Genomic DNA, 22,297 nt, shown 5'->3' with positions numbered 1-22,297 from the left:
GGCAGAAACAGCGAATGAAAGTCGCTCGTATTCATGAACGAATTAAACAGGCAAGAACGGACTATTTGCAAAAACTCTCTACTAGGATCATCAAAAACCACGATGTGATTGGGATATAAAATTTGCAAGTATCGAATATGTTACAGAATCACAACCTAGCGAAAGCGATTCAAGAAGTATCATGGTCACAATTCAAAGCGATGTTGTTGTATAAGGCACACTGGTATGGGAAACAAGTGATTGTAGTGTCGAAAACATTCGCTAGTTCCCAAACTTGTTCGCATTGCGACTACAAAAATAAAGACGTGAAAAGCCTGAACCTGCGTGAATGGAAGTGTCCTTCTTGTGGTATGTATCATGATAGAGATGTGAACGCAGCGGAAAATCTGAGAAAAAAGGCCGTAAGGCTCCTAACCGTAGGGATTACGGGGATCGCCTACTCATAAAACTGAGGGATACCTTGGTGTTCGTAGGAATCCCCCACTTCAAACAGCTCGTTAGAATGTTAAGTGGGGGTAGTTCAAAAATAAAGATCTCTACAGGCTGTTTTTGAGCAATCGTAATTTTTTTAAAAGGGATTAATCTATCAGATTTATTAAATGAATAAATCATGATGTCTCCTTTCATGATTATATTTTGAGAAATCTTATCTAGTAGGCTGTTATATATTTTAGTGTATGCAGTTTATTAAAATGTGTATATAACTAGATAAGTTTTTTTATTGTATTGATGCATAAAAAAGAACTTCGTCGAAATGACGAAGTTTTTTTGATTTCAGTTGAAGGACTATTTTTCACCACAATTTATTGTTTTCATATAATCATATGAAGACCTCTCTATTTTAAAACAATTTTATTTGAAAGTTGGTGTCATAATGGATTAGAACCATTTGCTGTTAATATCAATGAAGCAACAAAGCAAAGCAAAATAATACGTATCGTACTCTTAAAAGACTATATGGCATTTGAAGAACAGCTTAGAACAGAGGGAGGATAAAATATGGCTCAAACTTATTGGGGATCTGAGGTAGCCAAGAAATTAGGGATTGGCTCAAGTACTTTGCGTAAATATTGCCTTGCCCTGGAGGAAGTTGGGTATTTTTTTGAGCGTAGCAACAATAATTCTAGAATTTTTTATCATAAAGATATAGCAACTATAGAACGGTTGGTAGCAGCTACGAACAAGAAAAACATAACGCTAGAACAGGCTATAAATCTAGTAATAACGAGTGTTACAGAAAATGGGGTAGCAGCTGCTGTTACGGATAGCGTAGCAGATTCAGAACACATAAAAGCATTAAGAGAACGTATAGAACGATTAGAACAATTTAATTTAGAGTTAATTCAAAGGTTGGATCGACAAAGTGAAATTTTACAGGAAACCAATAATCAAAGAATAATGAAAGAAGAACAAAGAGATGTTCAATTAATGCAGGTATTAAAAGAAATACAAGATAGCAAGCGCTTAATAGTAGCTTCAGAACAGAAGAAATCATTTTGGATTCGTTTGTTTGGTAAATAAATTTAAACTTAATATGTTATTTGAATTAATAATGTTGTATGTTGGTAAATTATGATTAATTATTTTTTGAATTTTTGATAATGATAATTTTTTTGCACCAGAGTTATTGGCTAAGCAAATATTGTAATATTGAAATAGATTTCACTCACTTATTTCATGTTATCAATGATTTACCCTGTTAAGAGATAAGAGACTTTTCAGTTGAAAATCTTGCTTTTATCTCGCTATTAAAAGTATCTCAGTCTATTCTGGTAAAAATAAATAAAGTTCCATAAACGATTATTTTTAGTTTTTATGTTGAAATCCTTTTTGTATCAAAGGTTACAGTCTTAGCGTACAGAATCCGTGAAATATTGGTGTTACTCTAATAATAAAAAATGACAGCTATTTTAGATGTCATTTTTTATTGGCATCTTTTTTTTGTTATTTTACATTTTTTTGGGTGTTCTCTTTTAGGTACACCCTATATCTTATAAACCCTGACTATTACTGACTTTCTTCACTTTGCTACATCCGTGCAAAACTTTTTTCGGCTCGAGTTTTGGCTGCACCAAGCCGACACATCCAAAAGCAACTATCTAGGTTCATCGGCTTGAATTTATTATTATACGAGTCGAACCGCTAGTGCTCTCGAATGATAATTTCATTTACCGTATGGATAGATACATAGTACGTGGGATTTCGCTCCCACACGACGAACCAGCCTCTACTTCAAAAGTCAACGAAAACCCTTGGAAGATAAATCTAGTTTATGTTAAATTGGATATAGATTTGCTTTTCTTTTTTTATTTCGTTTAAACATTCAAGAGCCGTTTCGCGGTTCAGATTCAGACGCTTGTTTTGTGTCTATGACTCTGAGTCCAAAATGGCTCTTTTTATATATAATTATTTGTTTGTATTGAGATCATGAAAATGAATCAATGTATTTTGGGATTGAAAAATATGAAAAGGGAGTGAGGACCGAAAGGTATGGGGAAGCGCGGCGAAAATATGGGAAGACGGCGAGGATCTTCGAAAGTATCTTTTGTAAGGCAAATTGAAAATGTGCGGACTATGGGATTGGCCAAGAATTTAAAGCTATATATCAGCAAGTACAGGGTGTAATGAATATAGTTCATGAAGAATTTGGGCATGGAAAAGGAAGATTAGATTTAGCACGGGTATATTTAAAATAGATTTTTATGGATTTATTTGATTTTTTAGGTGGATAGGTGAATACTAATCTTAGTGAATTAGGTTAATAAAAACCTAGGTTTTTTATCCAGGTATTAAGGTGGATATTTTTCGAAATAACCATAGGTATTTCGAAAATCTTGGTTTTTATCTAGCTTTTAAAATTAAATAACTTTATTGTCATTTTACAACAGCTAGTTCAACGGTTAAGATATTTCATATTTTCAAATACAAAACGTAACAAAAACGAACATTTATGTTACACTTTTTTGCTAAGAAAGGCTTTTTATATAGTTCTTAACATTTCCCAAACAGCAACTTCCTTGAGGATTGTCTATCTCGCACCCACATCGGCTTTCTTTTATATTTTCACGAATGAATTCAATAGGTTTAGGAGTAAGGTCTTGTTTTACATATTTCTCAATTTTCACTTTTGTCCAACCAAAACAATAGCACACAGGCACAATGGTACAATTAAAGTCATGGAGGGATATTATGGCGTATATTGTATTTTATTATGGGGTACTGTTTCTTATAATTGGTACTGCAATATTTGTATTTATTAAGGCTGGGTCACCAAAAATTAAGGCTAAAAATCTGCCATTCGTAATGGTCGGTTTAGGGATAAATATACTTGCAAGCCCATTGGCACTTTTTATAGGTGTGATGGCAACAGATTCTCCTGACAGTACTGTACTTGATTTTTGGAAAGGCTTTCTCTTTATTCAGGGAATACCACTTATCATACTACTTGTATCTTTGGTATGGTGGGTTATTCGCAAGAACAAAGAAAAAGTCCACATGTAGAATTTTAAAATGACTTCCGCTAACGATAATTATGTAAATAAGCTGCCCATATGGGCAGCTTATTGTATTTTTTGCTTAGCGTGGTTTTTTCTAAAATGCTGGCGGTACCCCATGCCCATCAACTTAAGAAATCTCTTGTTCTCCAAAATGAAAAAATGAACTGAATTTTCGTAGACAACTATGCATTGTATGAAAGTTTGTTATCCCTATTAAGTAGAAACTTGCTATATAGAATAATTTTTTTATATGATAAAGTAGGCTTATACTTAAATGAAAAAAGGAGAGTGCCCCAGATGACAAACCAAAATGAAACGAACGCTTTACCACCAAAAACATGTACGATTGAACGTCTCATCACGATTCAGGAGGACATTGAAAAAGTGCTTGCAGGACAGAAAATGGCTACTCGCCGCAACGGGAGATATGCGGATGTCGGGGAAGTGATGGAGCTTCAAGGTCACCGGTATGTTGTGGAGAAGGTCTATTCGCAGTCACTTGGCGAATTGACTGATGAGCATGCCCGTCAAGAAGGCTATGCGAATGTGGGGGAATATAAGCAATCTATCCTGTCTCTTCACCCTGGCATGCCGTGGCTGCCAAATATGAGAGTTTGGGTTCATGAGTTCCGTCCCATTGAAGGTTAATGTGATATAAGGATGGACATGTTGTATCGACTGCTTCTGTATGTACATATTTTCAGTGTAATCTTATCCATCGGCCCGTTTTTTGTATTGCTTCCGCTCATCAAAAAACTGCGGGCTTCAGAGGCCCGAACACAGCAGGCTTATCTGGATGTATTCCGATTTTCGGTCAGGCTGGCCAAACATGCCGGACATGTGCTGGTTGCATCCGGGGTTCTGCTTGTACTGGCGGGCCCTTGGACTTGGAAGACCCCTTGGATAGTGATGACCCTTATTCTCATGGCGAGTTCATTATTTTTCCTGGCCCGCGCCTTTTCGCCGACCATTCGGAAATTCAGCGAAACGGGCCAAGACAAGGACGCCTTGATTCAATTGTTGCGGCGTTCTGTTTGGATTTATATTGTTCTTTTAATGGGGATGTTATGGTTCATGGTGACAAAGCCTGCGTTGTGGCAGGGATGATAGATCTAGGGCGAATAGCGGCTTTGTGTGATTGCCGTTTGAATTCGCCGGGCGGCATGGAACAAGGACAAGCCAAAACTGGCTTGTCCTTATTGTAGTTACGCTTTGAAGATGTGATGGAATAGCCTTTTACGATCTGGGCCTATTACCCCAAAGCAAGGTTTTTGCCTGAGTTGCTCAGTTTTATCATTTTGAGGTAGTTTATTTTTGTTAGGTTGATGGGCATGTGGTACCGCCACATACTCATCAACCTAGAAAATCAAAATTCCCCCATAACGAAAATTCTATCCATTGTTGACTACTGATAATGTCATCTTATGTTAATTAGAGCTGTATGGAATATCCTTCATCTTGTGCAACTAACGAACAGGTTAGTTGCACAAGATGAAGGATATTTGTTAATGTTTATCCAATATTGAACAATATAAGTAAAACCATTCATGTAAAGGAAAACATAGTAAAAAATTTATAAAGACAAAGGTGAGATTATTGAATATTTCAGTTCTTGGTTGTGGACGTTGGGGTACTTTTATAGCTTGGTATGCTAACAAAGTTGGTCATAATGTAATGTTGTGGGGGAGAGAAACCTCAAGAAATTACATTGAATTAAATGAAACAAGAAAGAATGATTATCTTAAGCTCTCAGAAGATATCGAGCTAAGTAATTCTCTACATAAAGCAACTTCATTTGCGGAGATTATTATTATATCGATTAGTGCACAGGAATTACGTTCATTTGCTAATCAATTAAACTTAATTAATGAAATACAAGGAAAAACCTTCGTCTTATGTATGAAAGGACTTGAAGCAACAAGTGGAAAGAGGCTTTCTCGAGTATTTGGTGAAATCGTTGGAAAAAATACCAATATAGCTGTTTGGGTAGGACCTGGGCATGTACAGGATTTTGTGAATGATATTCCGAATTGTATGGTGATTGGATCTGAGAATATTGGTATCACTAAGAAGATTGTACAAGAGTTTAATAGTGATTTAATAAGGTTTTACTACGGACAAGATTTGATTGGCAATGAAATAGGAGCTGCTACAAAAAATGTTATGGGAATCGCCGCAGGAATGTTGGATGGATTGAATTACAGCAGTTTGAAAGGTTCACTAATGGCTAGAGGGACCAGGGAACTTTCACGTTTGGTTACAGCTATGGGAGGAAATGATTTAACGATATATGGATTGAGTCATTTAGGAGATTATGAGGCAACATTGTTCTCATTACATAGTCATAATCGAAAATTCGGAGAAGCGTTTGTCTTAGGTCAAAAGTTTGAAAAATTGGCAGAAGGAGTTTCAACAGTAAAAGCATTGAAAGAACTATCTAAACAATATGATGTTGAACTTCCAATTAGTAACGCTTTATATGAGATTTTGTTTGAAAGTAAAGATGCAAAAGATACATTAGAAGAGCTTTTTTTAAGACCTGTTAAATTTGAATTCTAATGATAAGATGTTTTTTATTGAAAATCACTTCTTCAATAAACGAGTGCTTATATTAAACAAATCAAATTGATTTACTTCCGCTAACGATAATTATGTAAATGGGCTGTCCATATGGGCAGCTTATTGTATTTTTTTGCTTAGCGTGGTTTTTTTCCAAAATGTTCTACAGAGAGAATAACGTTTTTTCATTTTGGGATATTTGCTTTTCTTAGGTTGATGGGCATGGGCTGCCAAGCCTGCTTTGTCCTCGCCAAAATTCCCTATTTCTCCCTAATTTTAATAACAAAAATTCACCATCTTTCTTCAAAAAGATCTAACAACCACATGTGTAAGTTTACACTTATGTTGACGTTTTTACACTATAAGTGTTTTAACGAAAAACAAAATCTACATTTGGAATTCGAAAGGGAAAATATGTTGAAGAAACTACTTACAGTCAAAACAATTACAGCAATAATAATAATTTTATTACTAGTATTAATTTTCGATAGTGTAAAAAGCGAAATGATTTATACCGGTGTAGCTGAAAATCCTAGCTTTATGGATGTAATAAAACATAGTTATCATGGATTATTTTAATAACACACAATGTCTATTTAATACAACTTTTCTTTAAAAAAGGAGAGGACTAATGGATAAACAAGAATTCATCGCATCAGTAAGTACAAAATTAAAACTAGTCCGTATAGAAAATGACTTATCACAAGATAAAATGTCTGAAATCATTGGTTTATCAAAAAAACATTAATAGAAATTGAAAAAGGTAGACGCCTCCTCACATGGACGAATGCCGTTTGTCTTGTAACAATTTTCGAGCATAGTGAAACGATCCAAATGACATTTGGCAATGATGTAAATGAAATTGTTAAAATCCTCGCTTTTACAAATCAAAAAAACAATTCGCAAAAAACTTTAGGAGGAAAAGTCTGGTGGAAACAGATTCAAGAAAAAGGGGACTGTCGCTTACAACAAAATCTGATTAGTCAGCATTATCGTATCTTAGACAAACATGATTACCGTTGGTTTAATTCGTTTGATATAGAAGAAGCACTAGATCAACTTTATAAATTAACAGGGGATCCGGAAAATTAAATCATTTCTTAGAACTAAAGAAAGGGGGAAGAAATAGGTAAAAGATTAGAAATGCTCCCCAAATAGAATTATGTAAAAATAAATAAGTACATTCCTAATATACTATATTAGAATGGTTTTCCCTTTCTATGAGCGTACAGTAACGATTACATGTAGCATAAATTTGTCACTCAATTAATCTGCTGTACGTTAGAAGGTGTGGAAACACCACTCTTGCTCTTAAACGGAATATGTTATGCAATTAAAAAGTCCCATTGTTCCTATGAAGTAGGATGCATGGTTTTTTTCCATTATTATGTTTCATTTAACAATTGTTGAAATACAACTTATCAACTAGGAGGAAATTATATATGATCATCTTGAGCCTTCTTTGGATTTACTTTATGCCCATTTTCTTGCTATGTGGATTTATTGGTGGGATTTATTTAATTATTGCAGGGATTGAAAATCGTAAATTACTCGTAAGTGTAATGGGATTACTTAGCCTTTCCCTTGTCGTGCTACCTTTTGTGTGTTGGGGTATGGGGATTGATGCAGAATATCTTCTTTCACCCGTTCCATACTTTATCCTATACCCTTTAAGTGGGTTATTAGCAGGATTCAATGGACTACAAGCAAAAATTAAAAGTATACGAAATATGGGATTTATTATTTTTACTACTGGAATACTAGGGGCTTTTTTCTATTATTTAATGTCTGTACCTGATTCATTCTATATCAGATAGTTTTTTTCTAAACTCATATCATCTACTATTTAACAAATATAATTGAAGGAAGTTGTCACTTTATAAATACAAATATATTATACGTGTCATAAGGTTATATTAATAATAGGTTTAAACACTTTTGCTACATTGATCCCCTCGATAGATTCTTGTAATTTTATCTAAGTCGAATTTTATGGAAAAAAATATAGCTTATTACTGTGATATAGGTACATTAAAGTAAAAGAACCTATTTTGATGATTAAAATAGGCTCTTTCATTTTGAATTTTTATTAAGGCTACTTATATGACATTGGTAAAATTTAAATCTTTTTATAGGATTACTTTTTACTGTTATTATCTATGATTAAAGGTCCCTTCTTCCGCATTGTAAAATAAATAGGGAGACCAATTAAGGTTAAACCTATTCCTGACAGTGCTAGAAGTGTTTGAGTAAATAATGTATTAATAACGATGAATAGCCCACCGATAATGGCAATTATTGGTATTATCGGATATAGTGGAACTTTATAAGGTCGTACAAGTTCTGGCTCTCTTTTTCGTAAAATAAAGACAGCAAGGAATGTCATTGTGTAGAATATCCATATTACAAAGACTAGCATATCTGTCAAAGTGTTAAATCCACCAATGACCATCATGATAATAGATACAAATAACATAAATAAACCAGAGTTATAAGGGACTTTGCTATGTTTAGTTAATGTAGCAAACCATTTGCTAAATGGTAATTTATTTTCAACTGCCATAGCGTATGGAATTCTCATCCCAGTCATAATGTAACCATTGATTGTTCCAAATACGGAAATTAAAATACCGATTGTAACTAATTTACCACCCATTGCGCCAAAAATAATTGTTGCTACCTCAGAAGCAGGAGTATCAGTCGCTGCAAGTGATGTTGCGGACATGACCATAAGAAACGCAATGTTTATAAGTAAGTATATAACCATAACAGCTGATAACCCTAATACAATTGCTTTTGGTAAGTCCGTTTTAGGGTTTTTCATTTCTCCAGCGATATTTCCTACATGAATCCAGCCATCATATGCAAACATTGTTGCAAGTAAACCAGATCCAAGTGCAGATATAAACGATTTGTCTGGTCCAGCTTCAATAGGTAAGAGTTGAAAAGTAACATCGCCTTTGTGTAGTAATCCAAAAATGATAATAAGAGCTAGTGGAAGTAACTTACATATAGTAGATGCCATTTGGATTCCACCGGCGGCTTTTGCTCCTAAGAAATTCATAAGAGTTACAAATGTTGCAGTCGCTACAGAAATTCCGATAATCAACATTTTGTGTTCACTAATGTCTAAACCAAATAAACTAACTGTTTGTGTTCCGAAGATGATCGCAAGTGCTGCGATATTAGCAGGAAAGTAGATTACAGTTTGTGCCCATCCAAGTAGGAAAGCTGTTAAGTTTCCATAAGTACGCTTTAAATATGCCATCATTCCACCTGTTTCAGGGATGGCTGCAGATAGTTCAGCAGCGGTCAGACCCGCACATACTGTTAATACCCCACCAATGATCCAGGCAAGTAAGCCTAAACTGGCTGTACCAGTTACCCCATAAAGTGCTGTAGGTTTAAAAAATACCCCGGCTCCAATAACAGTACCAATAACAGTGGTTAATGCTGCAAAGAAACCAATATCCTTTTTTAGTTGTTGCTGTGACATTAAAATCACTCCTAGTTGAAAGAATGTATACTTATTTACAAATTTAACATTATGGTATGTGAAATGTTTCACAAAAGAAGAATATCATAAGGGGACCCTAGATTCAATTTTATTTGTTACATAAAAATAGAATTTTGAATAAAAAAGTCTACTTTGTGAACTTTTTCACAAATTGATTGACTCATAATTTTGAGTGGTGTTATCTTGTAGGTGCAACAGCAAGACGCAAAATGAATTATATTGCCATAACATTTTTATTGGTTTTTGCTACTTTAATGTTTATCAAATCATAGACAATATAATTTATATCTGAATCTAATAAAGGATGTGTTGTTATGAAAATTGGTGTAGTGAAAGAGATAAAAAAAGGAGAAGCTCGCGTAGGGATGACTCCAGAAAATGTTCAAAGATTAGTTGCAGATGGAAATGAAGTTTTAGTACAAAAAGATGCCGGATTAGGATCTGGTTATACAAATGATGAATATAAAAACGCTGGTGCAAGTATCGTGACGCAAGGAGAAGCATGGGATGTTGATATGGTAGTCAAGGTGAAAGAACCACTACCTGCAGAATATCATTACTTTAAAAAGGATCTTATTGTATGGGGATTCTTACATCTGGCCGCTTCTAAAGAGTGTGTAGAGGCAATGAGAAATGCTGGCACAACTGCAATTGCAGGGGAGACGATTAGTGAAAATGGAAATCTAGCATTATTAAAACCTATGAGCGCAATTGCTGGTAGACGTGCAGTATTTATGGGTGCTTATTACTTAGAAAAGCAGCATCAAGGAGAAGGCATTTTATTATCTGGAATTGAGGGAATCCCTGCCGGAAATGTTGTGATTCTGGGTGGAGGAAATGCTGCGATTAACGCTTGTGATATGGCAATTGGAATTGGTTGTAAAGTTACAATATTAGAAATAAATCAAGAAAGAATTTCTCATTTAAGAGAGAAATATGCGAAAGAAAATGTTGAAATCATTGAATCAAACACTGAAAACTTGGAGCGAATGATTCAGGAAGCCGATTTATTTATTTCAACAATTTTAATTCCAGGGTCTAGACCTCCAAAAATCGTAAAAGAGTACATGGTTCAATCTATGAAACCTGGAAGTGTTATTGTAGATATCGCAATAGATCAAGGTGGAACAGTTGAAACAATTGATAAGTATACAACACATGATGATCCGGTATTCATTAAACATGACGTAATACACTATGCAGTGCCAAATATGCCTGGTGCCACCCCACGTACCGCTACAATCGCGTTAGCGAATGGAAATATTGAATATTTACTAGCAATCGCTAAAGAAGGATTAGAATCCGCTATGCAGCATAAAGTATCATTAGCATCTGGGGTAAATATCTATAAAGGGGTCATTACTTACGCAAATTTAGGAATGACGCTAGGGTTAGATTATAAACAATTGAAAGAAGTGTTAGTATGATAACCAAAAAAATGCCATTAGATATTGTTGACATCAAAAAAGCCCAAAAGGTTCTTGATAAAAATGCTAGAAAAACGCCATTAGTTAAATCTTTCTATTTGACTAGTAAAACAGGTGGAGAAATTTATTTGAAATTAGAAAATATGCAATTAACGGGTTCTTTTAAATTCCGTGGTGCCTTTAATAAAATGTCACATTTGACAGATCAAGAAAAAGAACGAGGTGTTATTGCTTGTTCGGCAGGAAACCATGCACAAGGTGTTGCTTTATCCGCTCATTTACTTGGAATTAAGAGTAAAATTGTTATGCCAGTTTCTGCACCTCAAGCGAAAGTAGAGGCAACTAGAGGGTATGGATCAGAAGTTATTTTATATGGTGAAACTTTTGATGACGCCAAAGCGAAGTGTGAGGAAATTATACAAGAAACAGGAGAGACATACTTACATCCATATGATGATGTAGAAGTAATGGCTGGACAAGGAACAATTGGTTTAGATATTCTTGATGATTTGTGGGATGTTGATACTATAATTGTACCTATTGGTGGAGGAGGAATTATTTCTGGAATTGCTGTTGCATTAAAATCTTTTAATCCATCAATTAATGTGATAGGTGTTCAAGCGGATAATGTTCATGGAATGAAAGCCTCTTATGATAATGGAGGAATCGTGGAGCATTATCATGCACCGACTATAGCGGATGGTTGTGCAGTTAAAATACCAGGCAGCTTAACTTTCGAAGTTGTAAAGGAACTAGTAGATGATATTGTAACAGTATCGGAAGAAGAGCTAGAAGTGGCGATGAAAGATTTATTACAACGCGGGAAAGCTGTTGTAGAAGGGGCTGGAGCATTAGCTACCGCTGCGCTTCTTTCAGGAAAAGTTGATAAATATACAAAAGGAAAAAAAGTAGTTGCCGTTATATCCGGTGGAAATGTGGACTTGCAACGTATATCAAATGTATGTGAACACTTTTTTGTGGCTAATGAAGTGAAATAATGATTGAAGAATTGTAAAAATAAATCGATTTTACCAAGAAGGAGCTAAGGGCAAACATCTTAGCTCTTTTTTGGTAAAAGGGGATGGAATCTATGGACAATCTGTTAAAAAGGAATCGGTAACGCGGTGATTAAGAGAAAGTGAAGGGAGAAATTAGGGTTCTGTTGCAAAGTTTTCTAGAGTGTAGCTTCATGTAGAAAACTTTGCAACAGAACCAAGATAATTTATAAAAAGAAGGTTGCCGACAAAGTCAGTAAAACTGATTTTATCAGCAACCTTTTAATTATGTACCGGGCAGATTAATCATGTTTATATTCAATATAAATAATGAAAACTATGAATGCAGAAGTATTAAATGAATTGAAATTTTTCTTATCAGACATAATAACTTTTAAGAAATTCCATTGAGTGGGAAAGTTTCTATATTATATGTTGTTATAGGATGATTAAAATGTGGGAAACAATTGTTTTTTATATTCCAGAGTGGAAAGTTTTTATACAAGCCTTTATCGTACTTGTAATTCCATATATGATTTCAAGATTTTTTAGTTGGATTCGTACATTAGAAAAAGAATAATACAGCGAACTAATTGAGGGATTAATATTGTATTCAATCGAAGGGGGAATATGGATACTCAAAGAAGGGACGTACTAGGAAAAAAGTTAATAGCTCTAATGTACTGGAAGCTTTTTAGAGAAAGAGTGATGAAGGTGAAAGCAATGGATTCAATGGCTAATCAAACACAAGGACAGGGTAATACATATGAGGATAAGCCTACTAAAGTTTCTAAAGACTACTTTACAGGTGATTTTAACTTAGATTTGGAGACTATAAAAAAAGAAGCACTTGATAACTCGGACGTTTATTGTCGAGAGTTTAACATAGGTGGGACTAACATTCGAGCAGTTCTTGTTTTTATAGAAGGGCTGTCAAATAAAGATCTTATTGATATGCACATTATGAAATCATTAATGTGTAATTTTCCTGATGAGTATAAAGATGAATCATCTAATATGAAAGATAGTGTTTCAAAAGAGTTTATTAAAAACCGAGTTCTTCCTATTAGTGGGGTGGAAGAAGGGCAATCTGTGCAAAAAATGATGTCAAAAGTGTTAATGGGTTCAACGGCGCTATTAATTGAGGGAGTATCAGATGTATTAATACTTAATACAAAAAAAGGAAAAACACGCAATGTTGAAGAGCCGATATCAGAGGGGACGGTCAGAGGTCCACGGGTAGGTTTTACAGAAGTTTTGTCGGATAATACTGCTTTGCTACGGTTACATGGTGAAAACGAAGGGTTATCTTTAATAAAGTTTCATGTGGGAGAACGAGCAAAAAAAGAATTGGTTGTTGCCTTTATGAAAGAGATTGCTGATTCGGAATTAGTAGAAGAAGTTAAGAAGAGAATTCAGAAAATTAATATTGATAATGTGCCAGAGTCAGGTTATGTAGAACAATTAATTGAAGATAATTATCTTAGTCCTTTCCCGCAAGTACAGAGTACGGAACGTCCTGATAAAGTTATTGCTGCATTAATGGAAGGAAGGGTTGCAATTTTATTGGATGGAACACCTTTTGCATTAATTGTTCCGGTTACATTTAGTATGATGATGCAATCACCAGAAGATTATTATGAGCGTTGGATACCAGGTACGCTGATTCGGTTATTGCGCTTTGGAACAGCTATTATTTCTCTTTTTGCTCCCGCTCTGTACATTTCATTTATATCATTTCATCCTGGATTGATTCCGACTAAGTTAGCAATTTCAATTATAGGAGGTCGGGAAGGTGTTCCGTTTCCTGCAATTATAGAAGGGTTATTTATGGAAATTGCTATTGAAATTTTACGAGAAGCAGGATTACGACTACCTAAGCCGATTGGTTCAGCGATGGGAATTGTAGGAGGATTAATCATTGGCCAAGCAGCTGTATCAGCTGGAATTGTGAGTCCGATCATGGTAATTGTTGTGGCGGCCACAGCTATTTCTTCTTTTGCACTTTCTCATTATAGTACAGCAATCCCTTTACGTATTCTTCGCTTTGTAGCTATGTTTTTCGCTGCTATATTCGGATTATATGGAGTTATTCTATTTTTCCTATTTATATGCAGTCATATTGCAAGGCTTAAAAGTTTTGGTGTACCTTATGCTAGCCCGGCTGTCTTATATCAATTTACTGATTGGAAGGATTTTATGGTTCGTATGCCAATTCAGATGATGAAGCGACGTCCGAAAATGTTGAATTTAAAAGACTATGTACGGAAAGGCAGTGAAGAGGAATGATTACGAACTCAAAGGACAAAATTCCCACTTCCCAAGCAGCTGTTATTCTTATCAATTATATACTTGCTATCGGAATTCTCACCCTGCCTAGAACCGCGGCTGATAAAGTGAATACACCTGATGTTTGGATAACTGTTATTTTAGGTGGATTAATTGCGATGGTTGCGGGTGTAATTATCGTAAAGTTAAGTCAACAATTTCCTGAAAAAACATTTTATCAATATAGTCAAGAAATTGTAGGGAAATGGTTTGGGCTGTTACTTAGTTTATTGATTATTAGTTACTTTTTTACACTTTCTTCATTTGAACTTAGAACGTTGGAAGGTATAACAAGTTTCTTTCTACTAGAAGGTACGCCTGACTTGGCTATTCTTATGCCATTCATGTGGATAAGTCTTTATTTAAATCTAGGCGGAATAAATGCGATAGCACGTTTATTTGAAATTATTTTTCCGATTACAGTTTTTATTTTTTTAGTGACATCTTTTATGAGCATTGGAATATTTGAACTCGATAATCTTCGTCCTGTATTAGGATTAGGGATTGTTCCTGTACTAAAAGGTCTAAAAACAACAACTATGGCATATTCGGGAGCAGAAATTATGTTGTTACTTTTAGCATTTATGAAGAAACCGTCTCAAGCTGTAAAAGTTGTTATAATTGGCACTACGATTCCTTTACTTTTTTATGTTATTACAGTTGTAATGGTTATAGGAGCGTTTTCTATCGATGGTGTATTGGTGAGAACATGGCCGACAATTGACCTTATGAGAAGTTTTGAAATTCAAGGCTTAATTTTTGAACGGTTTGAATCTTTGTTACTAGTGATATGGATTATGCAAATCTTTGCAACATATACAATTTGCTATTATGCAGCTGCTTTAGGGTTAGCACAGCTCTTTAATAAAAATATTCATTCCTTTTTGTATGGATTACTTCCGGTAATATATATCGTTGCTGAAATTCCGAAAAATATCAATGAGTTATTTGAATTTGGAAATATGATTAGTAACGCAGCAATAATTTTATTTGGTATATTTCCGTTTCTTCTCCTTATGATTTCGAAGGGGAGGAAAAATGGGCATGAGCCAAAGTATTAAAAATAGGAAAAATTTCATAAGATTAACGTCAATTGTTTTTCTCCTATTACTTACAGGATGCTGGAGTAGTCATGAAATCGAGGAACTAGGTTTCGCCGTAGGGTTAGCAATAGATAAAGAAAAAGAAACAAAGATTGAAAAAGAAATCGAAGAAAAGGGCGGAGGATATAAGAAAAAGAATTTAATAACAACCACCTATCAATTTGTTAAAGCACAAGCATCATCAGATGGAGGAAAAGGTGGGGTATCACAACAAAAAGCTTATATGAATGTTGCAGAAACAGGAGATTCTCTTCATCAATCAATACGTGAAGTTGCATTGAGAAGGCAAAGGCCTATCATTTTTCATCACACGAAAGTAATAGTTGTAAGTGAAAGTATCGCCCGAACATATAATTTAACGCAGTTATTGGACATCTACGTTCGTGATAATGAGATGAGACCTAGTTGCTTTATTATGGTTAGTAAAGGGCTAGCTAGTGATGCGTTAAAATCAAAAGAACCTGGGGAAATTCCAGCATTTCGCTTGATTGAAATCGAGGATAATCAATATAGATCCTCACGAATTTTACCGCCGATGCCACTTGCAAAACTACCAGGAAAGGTGAAATCTGGAGCGAGTTTTCTTTTACCAAATGTAATTTCTATAAACGGAGAAGTGAAATATGTAGGTGCTGCTGTCATTAAAGGGGGGACAAAAAAACTTCGTGGCTTTTTAAACGAGAATGAATTGGAAGGGTTAATGTGGATAACTGGAAAAGGGAAAAGTGGGTTGGTAAAAAGTTATGATAAAAAAACAAAAAAATTAGTTATGTATGAAGTGAAATCAATGAAAAGTAAAATTACGCCCCATGTTAAAGGGGATAAAATCTCTTTCGATGTTAATGTACATTCTGTGGGACGGTTATCCGAAAACTGGTCTGAGTCAGAGGAAGCATTTAAAAATACATTTCTCAAAAGAGCGGAGCAAGCTGCTCAACAAGAAGTGAAGCGATTAGTGAAACATACATTACACAAAATTCAAAAGGAATATAAAACTGATGTCGCTGGCTTTAATACTAGTTTGAAAATCGAGTATCCAAAAGTATGGAAGAAAGTTGAAAAAGATTGGGATAAAGTGTTTAGTACGACTCCAATTAAATATAATGTGAAATTAACAATTGAAGATTATGGTACAGAAGGCGCTTAATAAATGAACAATATGAAATATACAAAAGCTCTGAAGCATGAACTTATTCGTGAATATGCGTCAGAGCTTTTTATTGTGTAGGTTTATTGTATTAAGTAAATTAATAAGAAGATATATATTCCGTTTAATATTCTTTATTTTATAATTATTTATAAGTGCTGGTAAATACAATCACTAAAAATAGGAGTGGGAAAATGACAATATTGCCTATACGAAAAGATGAAGCCATAATTATTAATATGGCAAAACTATATTGTAAAGTATTTAATAAAAGTAAACGTAAAGTAACTCCAAAATATACAATAAAAGTTGATTTTAGAGTTATTTTTTATTTAATTCACTTTTCTTCGGCACTCTGTATCTAGACGGTAAATCTGTTGACTACGGCAAGACTTTATCAATTTCTTCTTTATTGTTTAAATCGATATTGGGGAGTGTTTCAAACAAATAAAGAAGATAATAATAAGGACTTAAATTGTTCTCTTTTGTGGTTTCAACCACACTATACATGATAGCACTTCCTCTAGCACCTCGCGGTGTATTTGAGAACATCCAATTTTTTCTTCTGATTACAAACGGTTTAATAGAACGTTCACTTCTGTTGTTATCGATTTCTAAACGACCGTCTAATAAGAAAGCTTCAAGATGATTCCATTGATTCAAACAATAAGTAATGGCCTTTCCTAGAGCGCTTTTGGGTAGAACACGATCTTTCTGTTCATGAAGCCATGCTGAAAAAAGGTCCAGAATGGGCCTGCTTTTTTCCAGTCTCTGCTCATATCGCTCGGTAGAGTTGACATGTTTGAGCTTCCTTTCAATCGAATAGAGTTGATTACAGAAGTGTAAACCTTCGCTCGCCTTCATTTTTTTCCCCTTCTGTGAATCAGGTAAAGCCTTTAAAGCTCCCCGTCAAGTAAACAAGAATAAAAAGAGTTTTATGCCACGCCCTATTTCCGATATTCTATCGAGGATAGGCCGTGAAGTTTTTCTTGAAAACGTTCTTGATTATAAAATGTAATGTATTCTTCAATTGCTTGATAGGCAGTTTCGTATGTTTTTGTGCGCACTAAATAAAACTTCTCCGTTTTTAAATATGAGAAGTTAGTAGAAGAAAAAAATTTCTATATTTCTTTTTTAATTGGGAGCATCTCAAATATTTTTTCGGCTAAAGATTGAAGAGACTCCCTTGACGGTCTTTTGATCCAATCAATGAAGACATTAAAGAATCCACCAGCAAAAAATAATACTTGAGTTCTGCTCATGTTATTACTGATCGGATTGTCTGTTTCAAATATAGATTTTATTGCGGAATTAACATAATCAAGAAAAAGACCAGACATATTGGAATCTATTAGGTTTTTTAATAGGATACGCTCATTGGCCATAGCACTTAATAAACCTTCTATAAAAAGTTGAAGACTATCATGAGGATCCAAATAAGTAATTTCTTCTAAAAATTTGTCGACACTTTTTTGCATACACGCATTAATAACATCGTAAATGTTACGGTAGTATTTGTAAAATGTAACTCTTGCAACTCCAGCTTTTTTGCATAGATCCGTAACTGTTATATCCTCCAATTTTTTCTCTTGCAGCAACAGGAACAAAGCTTCTGTAATGTATTCCTGGGAATATACACCATCTTGACGTGAGTTTCTCAGAGCTAACACATCCCTTCATTTTGTTAGTTTTAGCTTCTATTTAACTAAAAGTACTTGAAAGAAAAAAATCCTCTATTATACTTACAAACGTAAGTACTAATGTTAATACAAGTGCTTCGATGATGACTATGCTTATTCTATAAAAGGAATTTGATTACTGTCAATATATACAAAAATTCGTTTTTCCTGTAGGAATAAAATTTAAATAGTACATAAAGGATACAAAAAAGATCATTTGAAACCATGTACTTACTATTGTAAATAACGAAATTGGAGGAGATTAAAATAGCAAAGTATCTTTACAAATTAGGTAATTGGACAGCAAAACACGGGAAGGGGATTGTTTTTAGCACCTTAGGAATTTTATTCATCTTGGGAGTACTAGCTGGAAGTTTAGGTTCCTCTTTCAATGGTGAGTTAACGATTCCAGGCACACCAGCTGATAAAGCAAGTAAGTTGCTAGAAAAAGAATTCCCTGAATCTCAAAGTGCTGGTGCCCAAATTAAAATAGTTTTTAAAGCTCCAAAAGATCAGACATTAGATTCGGAACAGCTAGATAAAGTAATTACAAATACTTTGTCTGATATTCAAAAAGATGATTCAAATGTTGAATCAATTGCAACCCCTATTCAACTTAAAAATTTAACCGAAGATAATACCATGGGTTATGCTGTTATAAATTATAAAAATGATGCTGAAGATATAAAGGAATCATCTAAGAAGAATGTATTAAACAAAATTGAACAAACTCGTGACGAGGGAATCCAAACGGAGTTAACCGGTGATGTAAAATTTACTGTAGTCGAATCAAATGGTGAATCGGAGGCTATTGGAATCGTTATTGCCTTTATAATTTTGGCGATTACCTTCACATCTTTCCTAGCAGCTGGGATGCCTATTATCACTGCTATTATAGGATTAGGAACTGGAATGCTCGTAGTAATGATAGGCTCGAATTATATTGAATTGCAGGATCTTTCGCTTTCAGTGGCTATCATGTTAGGAATAGCCGTTGGAATTGATTATGCTTTATTTATTATGACTCGATTTAGACAACAACTTGGCGAAGGACATTCCGTCAAAGAATCTATTGCTATAGCAACTGCTACTGCAGGGAGTGCCGTTGTTTTTGCTGGTATCACTGTAATAATTGGACTTCTTGGCTTATCTGTCATGCAGATTCCTTTTTTAACCAAGATGGGAGTAGTATCATCTATTAGTATATTATGTGCTGTATTGGTTTCCATCATCGTACTTCCAGCTACACTAGGAATAGTAGGGCATAGATTTCATCCTTCTACAGGAAATAAATTCCTGGAAAAAATTACAGGTGCAAAAGAAGGAAAAGTACCTTCGAATAAATGGGGAAAGCTTGTCACAAAACATCCGTTAGTTATGTCTTTCCTGGCAATTGCATTACTTGCTGTTATTAGTATTCCCTTTTTCCATATGAACCTAGGACTGCCCGATGACGGGGATATCATGTCAAAAGATACAACGGAAAGAAAAGCATATGATCTCATGACAGAAGCATATGGAGAAGGTGTTCACTCTACTCTAGTTGTGGCAGCAAAAATAGACAGTAAAAAACAAGACCCACAAGAGACACAAAAAGCAATGGCGGAAATTACAGAAGAAATTGGTGAATTAAAGAATGTTAAGAGTGTAACGCCGGCTTTCCCTAATTCTTCTGGTGACGTTTTTATTATCACTGTGACCCCAAAAACGGGACCAAATGATATAGAAACAAAGGATCTTGTGAAGCATATTCGAGAAAAATCGAATGCAACAAAAAAAGAAAATGACATTGAGTTATTAGTTACTGGTACAACGGCGGTCAATATAGATATAACAGAAAAGCTAAATGCAGCATTACCTATATTCGCAGTGCTTGTAGTAGGACTGGCATACGTTCTTTTAGTGCTAGTATTTAGATCCATACTACTTCCTTTAAAAGCAGTAGTAGGCTTCCTACTTTCATTGGCTGCAACACTAGGATTTGCCGTGTTTGTTATTCAAGATGGAAATCTTCTTGATTTATTTGGTTTCCCTTCTTCTAGTGCAATTCTTGCCTTCTTGCCAATCCTTACAATTGGTATTCTTTTTGGATTAGCAATGGACTATGAAGTGTTTCTTGCAAGTCGTATGCGGGAAGTTTACACGCATACAGGCAATCCAAAGGAAGCTGTACTTTCAGGGATGAGAGACAGCGGAAAAGTTGTAGCTGCAGCAGGATTAATCATGATAGCTGTATTTTTTGGCTTTATGCTTATGCCAGACCCAATGGTAAAGGCTATAGGTATGAGTCTAGCATTTGGAGTTCTATTTGATGCTTTTGTGGTTAGGCTGACTATTGTTCCGGCCGTTATGACATTGATGGGGAAAGCAGCTTGGTATATGCCAAAATGGCTAGATAAGATTCTTCCAAATATAGATGTTGAAGGGGAATCTATCTTGCATAAATCAGAAAGTAAAGATTAAAGAGTGGGATAAGGGTTCTGGTGCGAAAACTTCAAGATAATTGCAAGTAATCTCTAAATCTTGGACATACTGATACTATTACTCTAAAAAAGGTGCGTAATCAGTATGGAAAAACGAAATTTATTCAAGTGGAAGCATTATCATCATGATACTATTTTGCAAACAGTAAGATAGTACCTACGGTACAACTTAAGCTTTCGTGATTTGGTGGAAATGATGGAGGAACGGGGCTTATCCGTTTCTCATACAACAATTATGCGCTGGGTTCATCAGTATGGTCCTGAATTAGACAAAAGAATCCGTCGTCATCTCAAGCAAACCAACGACTCTTGGAGAGTCGATGAAACATATATCAAAGTAAAAAGTCAATGGATGTACCTGTATCGTGCTGTCGATTCGAAAGGAAATACCATCGATTTTTACCTAAGCAAAGCAAGAAACCACGAGGCTGCAAAGCGATTCTTCAAGAAAGCTTTGCAGTCTTTTCATATTTCTGAGCCTCGTGTCGTGACAGTCGATAAGAATCGAGCATATCCTATAGCAGTTGAAGAATTGAGAAAAGAAAAAAAGATGCCATTAGGCATCCAACTAAGGCAAGTGAAATATCTCAATAACATAGTGGAACAAGATCATCGGTTTATTAAAAAGCGAGTTTGTTCGATGTTAGGATTGAAATCCTTTGGCACAGCTACATACACTATTTCTGGAATAGAAGCTATGCATATGGTAAAAAAAGGGCAACTTGTTTTACTGGACAAGCCTGTCCAAAATCAAGTGAAGTTCATCTATCAACTATTTGAAATGGCTGCTTAAGACTAGATTCCACTAGGAAACTTTTCGCCTCTTTATATCTTTCCTAAGTATTTGCACCAGAACCCTAAAAATAGTGAACAAGATATTTTAATAAATATGTGAATTAATGGAAAAAATATAAAACGATATAATAGTTTACTATAAATTAATTATGGTAAACTATTGTATTTTATATAGTCTATTATAGACAGTTTAATCTTATTCAACTTTCATTTTAATATATAGTAAGAGAGTGAAAGGTGTACTGTTTCAACCCAATGGATATTTTTAACTAATGGGGTGTTTTTTCATATCTATAAACAGCCTGACTAGAAAACCAACAATAAAAACTTAGCGGGAATCCAACAGACATTATATCTGGGTAATATTTCAAACAAAGATTATTTGCAGTTTGAGCTAAAGCATTCTTGTATTTAACTCAAATGTTGGAGGATATTACTATGAACCAAAATTCTATTTTACAAAAAGCAATGGATAAGTGGAAACGGATGAGTCAAGATGTTTCTTTTCGACAAGCCTACGAACTGAGAAAAAAAGCATTAATGGATGACGCAGAAAGGTTTGCTCATGCTCGAAATAAAGTGGGACAACAAGGGAAGGTTCAAATGATTAAAGGAATACCTATCGAAACAATTGTAAAAGCAAGTAAAATATTTTTAAATGGATTCGGACCGTCAGCTCTACCCAAACTGTAATGTTTTTAGGGTGAAGTGTTGAAAATTATTTATGTAATAATGAATTTATAAAGGAGAATCAAGACTAAATTAAG

15 protein-coding genes and 7 pseudogenes are annotated in these 22,297 nt (G+C 34.6%); 17 read left to right on the top strand and 5 right to left on the bottom strand.

Annotation, left to right across the window (positions count from 1 at the left end):
* Positions 1-446: pseudogene (locus MR109_RS26180) on the top strand (RNA-guided endonuclease TnpB family protein); the annotation flags it as partial.
* Between the two features lie 553 nt (positions 447-999).
* Positions 1,000-1,521: a DUF3967 domain-containing protein gene (locus MR109_RS26175; protein ID WP_242274426.1), complete on the top strand. Its 522-nt coding sequence runs from the start codon at positions 1,000-1,002 to the stop codon at positions 1,519-1,521.
* A gap of 1,445 nt (positions 1,522-2,966) precedes the next feature.
* On the opposite strand, the pseudogene MR109_RS26170 reads toward MR109_RS26175, so the two are convergent.
* A pseudogene (locus tag MR109_RS26170) lies at positions 2,967-3,155 on the bottom strand (putative iron-sulfur cluster-binding metallochaperone); the annotation flags it as partial.
* 34 nt (positions 3,156-3,189) lie between these two features.
* On the opposite strand from MR109_RS26170, the gene MR109_RS26165 reads away from it, so the two are divergent.
* From MR109_RS26165 to MR109_RS26140, 6 genes and pseudogenes are all read left to right on the top strand, one after another.
* A complete protein-coding gene (locus tag MR109_RS26165; RefSeq protein ID WP_002174968.1) occupies positions 3,190-3,501 on the top strand; it encodes a hypothetical protein in 312 nt (103 codons plus the stop codon).
* A 293-nt stretch (positions 3,502-3,794) separates the two neighbouring features.
* Entirely contained in the window at positions 3,795-4,145 is a 351-nt protein-coding gene (locus tag MR109_RS26160; RefSeq protein ID WP_242274425.1) for an ASCH domain-containing protein, read from the top strand.
* A gap of 18 nt (positions 4,146-4,163) precedes the next feature.
* Complete coding sequence (locus tag MR109_RS26155) at positions 4,164-4,604, top strand: DUF2269 family protein (protein ID WP_002174966.1); 441 nt, start codon at positions 4,164-4,166, stop codon at positions 4,602-4,604.
* A 480-nt stretch (positions 4,605-5,084) separates the two neighbouring features.
* A complete protein-coding gene (locus MR109_RS26150; RefSeq protein WP_242274424.1) occupies positions 5,085-6,056 on the top strand; it encodes an NAD(P)H-dependent glycerol-3-phosphate dehydrogenase in 972 nt (323 codons plus the stop codon).
* 631 nt (positions 6,057-6,687) lie between these two features.
* Positions 6,688-7,148: pseudogene (locus MR109_RS26145) on the top strand (helix-turn-helix transcriptional regulator).
* Positions 7,149-7,498: 350 nt separating this feature from the next.
* Complete coding sequence (locus MR109_RS26140; protein WP_242274423.1) at positions 7,499-7,873, top strand: ammonia permease; 375 nt, start codon at positions 7,499-7,501, stop codon at positions 7,871-7,873.
* A 320-nt stretch (positions 7,874-8,193) separates the two neighbouring features.
* On the opposite strand, the gene MR109_RS26135 is transcribed toward MR109_RS26140, so the two are convergent.
* A complete protein-coding gene (locus tag MR109_RS26135) occupies positions 8,194-9,552 on the bottom strand; it encodes an APC family permease (RefSeq protein ID WP_048371961.1) in 1,359 nt (452 codons plus the stop codon).
* Positions 9,553-9,887: 335 nt separating this feature from the next.
* On the opposite strand from MR109_RS26135, the gene ald reads away from it, so the two are divergent.
* From ald to MR109_RS26110, 6 genes are all read left to right on the top strand, one after another.
* Positions 9,888-11,000, top strand: coding sequence for an alanine dehydrogenase (gene ald, locus MR109_RS26130; protein WP_098305172.1), 1,113 nt, complete (start codon positions 9,888-9,890; stop codon positions 10,998-11,000).
* Entirely contained in the window at positions 10,997-11,998 is a 1,002-nt protein-coding gene (gene tdcB / locus MR109_RS26125; protein ID WP_002174956.1) for a bifunctional threonine ammonia-lyase/L-serine ammonia-lyase TdcB, read from the top strand. The genes ald and tdcB overlap by 4 nt, the downstream gene beginning before the upstream one ends.
* A 451-nt stretch (positions 11,999-12,449) precedes the next feature.
* Positions 12,450-12,575: a hypothetical protein gene (locus MR109_RS30135; RefSeq protein ID WP_277931110.1), complete on the top strand. Its 126-nt coding sequence runs from the start codon at positions 12,450-12,452 to the stop codon at positions 12,573-12,575.
* Positions 12,576-12,703: 128 nt separating this feature from the next.
* Positions 12,704-14,284 carry a spore germination protein gene (locus MR109_RS26120; RefSeq protein WP_242274427.1) on the top strand — a complete coding sequence of 527 codons (1,581 nt, stop codon included), beginning with the start codon at positions 12,704-12,706 and terminating at the stop codon, positions 14,282-14,284.
* Positions 14,281-15,384 carry a spore germination protein gene (locus MR109_RS26115; protein ID WP_242274422.1) on the top strand — a complete coding sequence of 368 codons (1,104 nt, stop codon included), beginning with the start codon at positions 14,281-14,283 and terminating at the stop codon, positions 15,382-15,384. The genes MR109_RS26120 and MR109_RS26115 overlap by 4 nt, the downstream gene beginning before the upstream one ends.
* A complete protein-coding gene (locus MR109_RS26110; protein ID WP_242274421.1) occupies positions 15,368-16,573 on the top strand; it encodes a Ger(x)C family spore germination protein in 1,206 nt (401 codons plus the stop codon). The genes MR109_RS26115 and MR109_RS26110 overlap by 17 nt, the downstream gene beginning before the upstream one ends.
* A 381-nt stretch (positions 16,574-16,954) precedes the next feature.
* Here the strand turns inward: MR109_RS26110 and MR109_RS26105 are convergent.
* The 3 genes and pseudogenes from MR109_RS26105 to MR109_RS26095 form a co-directional block, all read right to left on the bottom strand.
* Positions 16,955-17,476, bottom strand: a pseudogene (locus MR109_RS26105) (IS66 family transposase); the annotation flags it as partial.
* Between the two features lie 44 nt (positions 17,477-17,520).
* Positions 17,521-17,673: pseudogene (locus tag MR109_RS26100) on the bottom strand (IS3 family transposase); the annotation flags it as partial.
* Between the two features lie 21 nt (positions 17,674-17,694).
* Positions 17,695-18,243: a TetR/AcrR family transcriptional regulator gene (locus tag MR109_RS26095; RefSeq protein WP_242274420.1), complete on the bottom strand. Its 549-nt coding sequence runs from the start codon at positions 18,241-18,243 to the stop codon at positions 17,695-17,697.
* A 276-nt stretch (positions 18,244-18,519) separates the two neighbouring features.
* On the opposite strand from MR109_RS26095, the gene MR109_RS26090 reads away from it, so the two are divergent.
* The 3 genes and pseudogenes from MR109_RS26090 to MR109_RS26080 form a co-directional block, all read left to right on the top strand.
* Positions 18,520-20,715 (top strand): MMPL family transporter, encoded by a 2,196-nt coding sequence (locus MR109_RS26090; protein ID WP_374202584.1) that lies wholly within the window; start codon positions 18,520-18,522, stop codon positions 20,713-20,715.
* 105 nt (positions 20,716-20,820) lie between these two features.
* Positions 20,821-21,528 (top strand): annotated as a pseudogene (locus tag MR109_RS26085) (IS6 family transposase).
* Between the two features lie 410 nt (positions 21,529-21,938).
* Positions 21,939-22,223 (top strand): annotated as a pseudogene (locus MR109_RS26080) (hypothetical protein); the annotation flags it as partial.
* Positions 22,224-22,297: the final 74 nt, after the last annotated feature.

It is taken from the genome of Bacillus cereus group sp. BfR-BA-01310, from assembly GCF_022664325.1.
Taxonomy (GTDB): Bacteria; Bacillota; Bacilli; order Bacillales; family Bacillaceae_G; genus Bacillus_A; species Bacillus_A paramycoides.
The sequence above is the reverse complement of the archived record's forward strand: the minus strand, read 5'-3'. Positions and strand labels throughout refer to the sequence as shown.

Coding starts and splice junctions, on each gene's coding strand:
- MR109_RS26165 (WP_002174968.1), top strand. CDS start 3,190: ATGGCGTATATTGTATTTTATTATGGGGTACTGTTTCTTATAATTGGT.
- tdcB (WP_002174956.1), top strand. CDS start 10,997: ATGATAACCAAAAAAATGCCATTAGATATTGTTGACATCAAAAAAGCC.
- MR109_RS26160 (WP_242274425.1), top strand. CDS start 3,795: ATGACAAACCAAAATGAAACGAACGCTTTACCACCAAAAACATGTACG.
- ald (WP_098305172.1), top strand. CDS start 9,888: ATGAAAATTGGTGTAGTGAAAGAGATAAAAAAAGGAGAAGCTCGCGTA.
- MR109_RS26110 (WP_242274421.1), top strand. CDS start 15,368: ATGAGCCAAAGTATTAAAAATAGGAAAAATTTCATAAGATTAACGTCA.
- MR109_RS30135 (WP_277931110.1), top strand. CDS start 12,450: ATGTGGGAAACAATTGTTTTTTATATTCCAGAGTGGAAAGTTTTTATA.
- MR109_RS26175 (WP_242274426.1), top strand. CDS start 1,000: ATGGCTCAAACTTATTGGGGATCTGAGGTAGCCAAGAAATTAGGGATT.
- MR109_RS26135 (WP_048371961.1), bottom strand. CDS start 9,552: ATGTCACAGCAACAACTAAAAAAGGATATTGGTTTCTTTGCAGCATTA.
- MR109_RS26155 (WP_002174966.1), top strand. CDS start 4,164: ATGTTGTATCGACTGCTTCTGTATGTACATATTTTCAGTGTAATCTTA.
- MR109_RS26120 (WP_242274427.1), top strand. CDS start 12,704: ATGAAGGTGAAAGCAATGGATTCAATGGCTAATCAAACACAAGGACAG.
- MR109_RS26140 (WP_242274423.1), top strand. CDS start 7,499: ATGATCATCTTGAGCCTTCTTTGGATTTACTTTATGCCCATTTTCTTG.
- MR109_RS26115 (WP_242274422.1), top strand. CDS start 14,281: ATGATTACGAACTCAAAGGACAAAATTCCCACTTCCCAAGCAGCTGTT.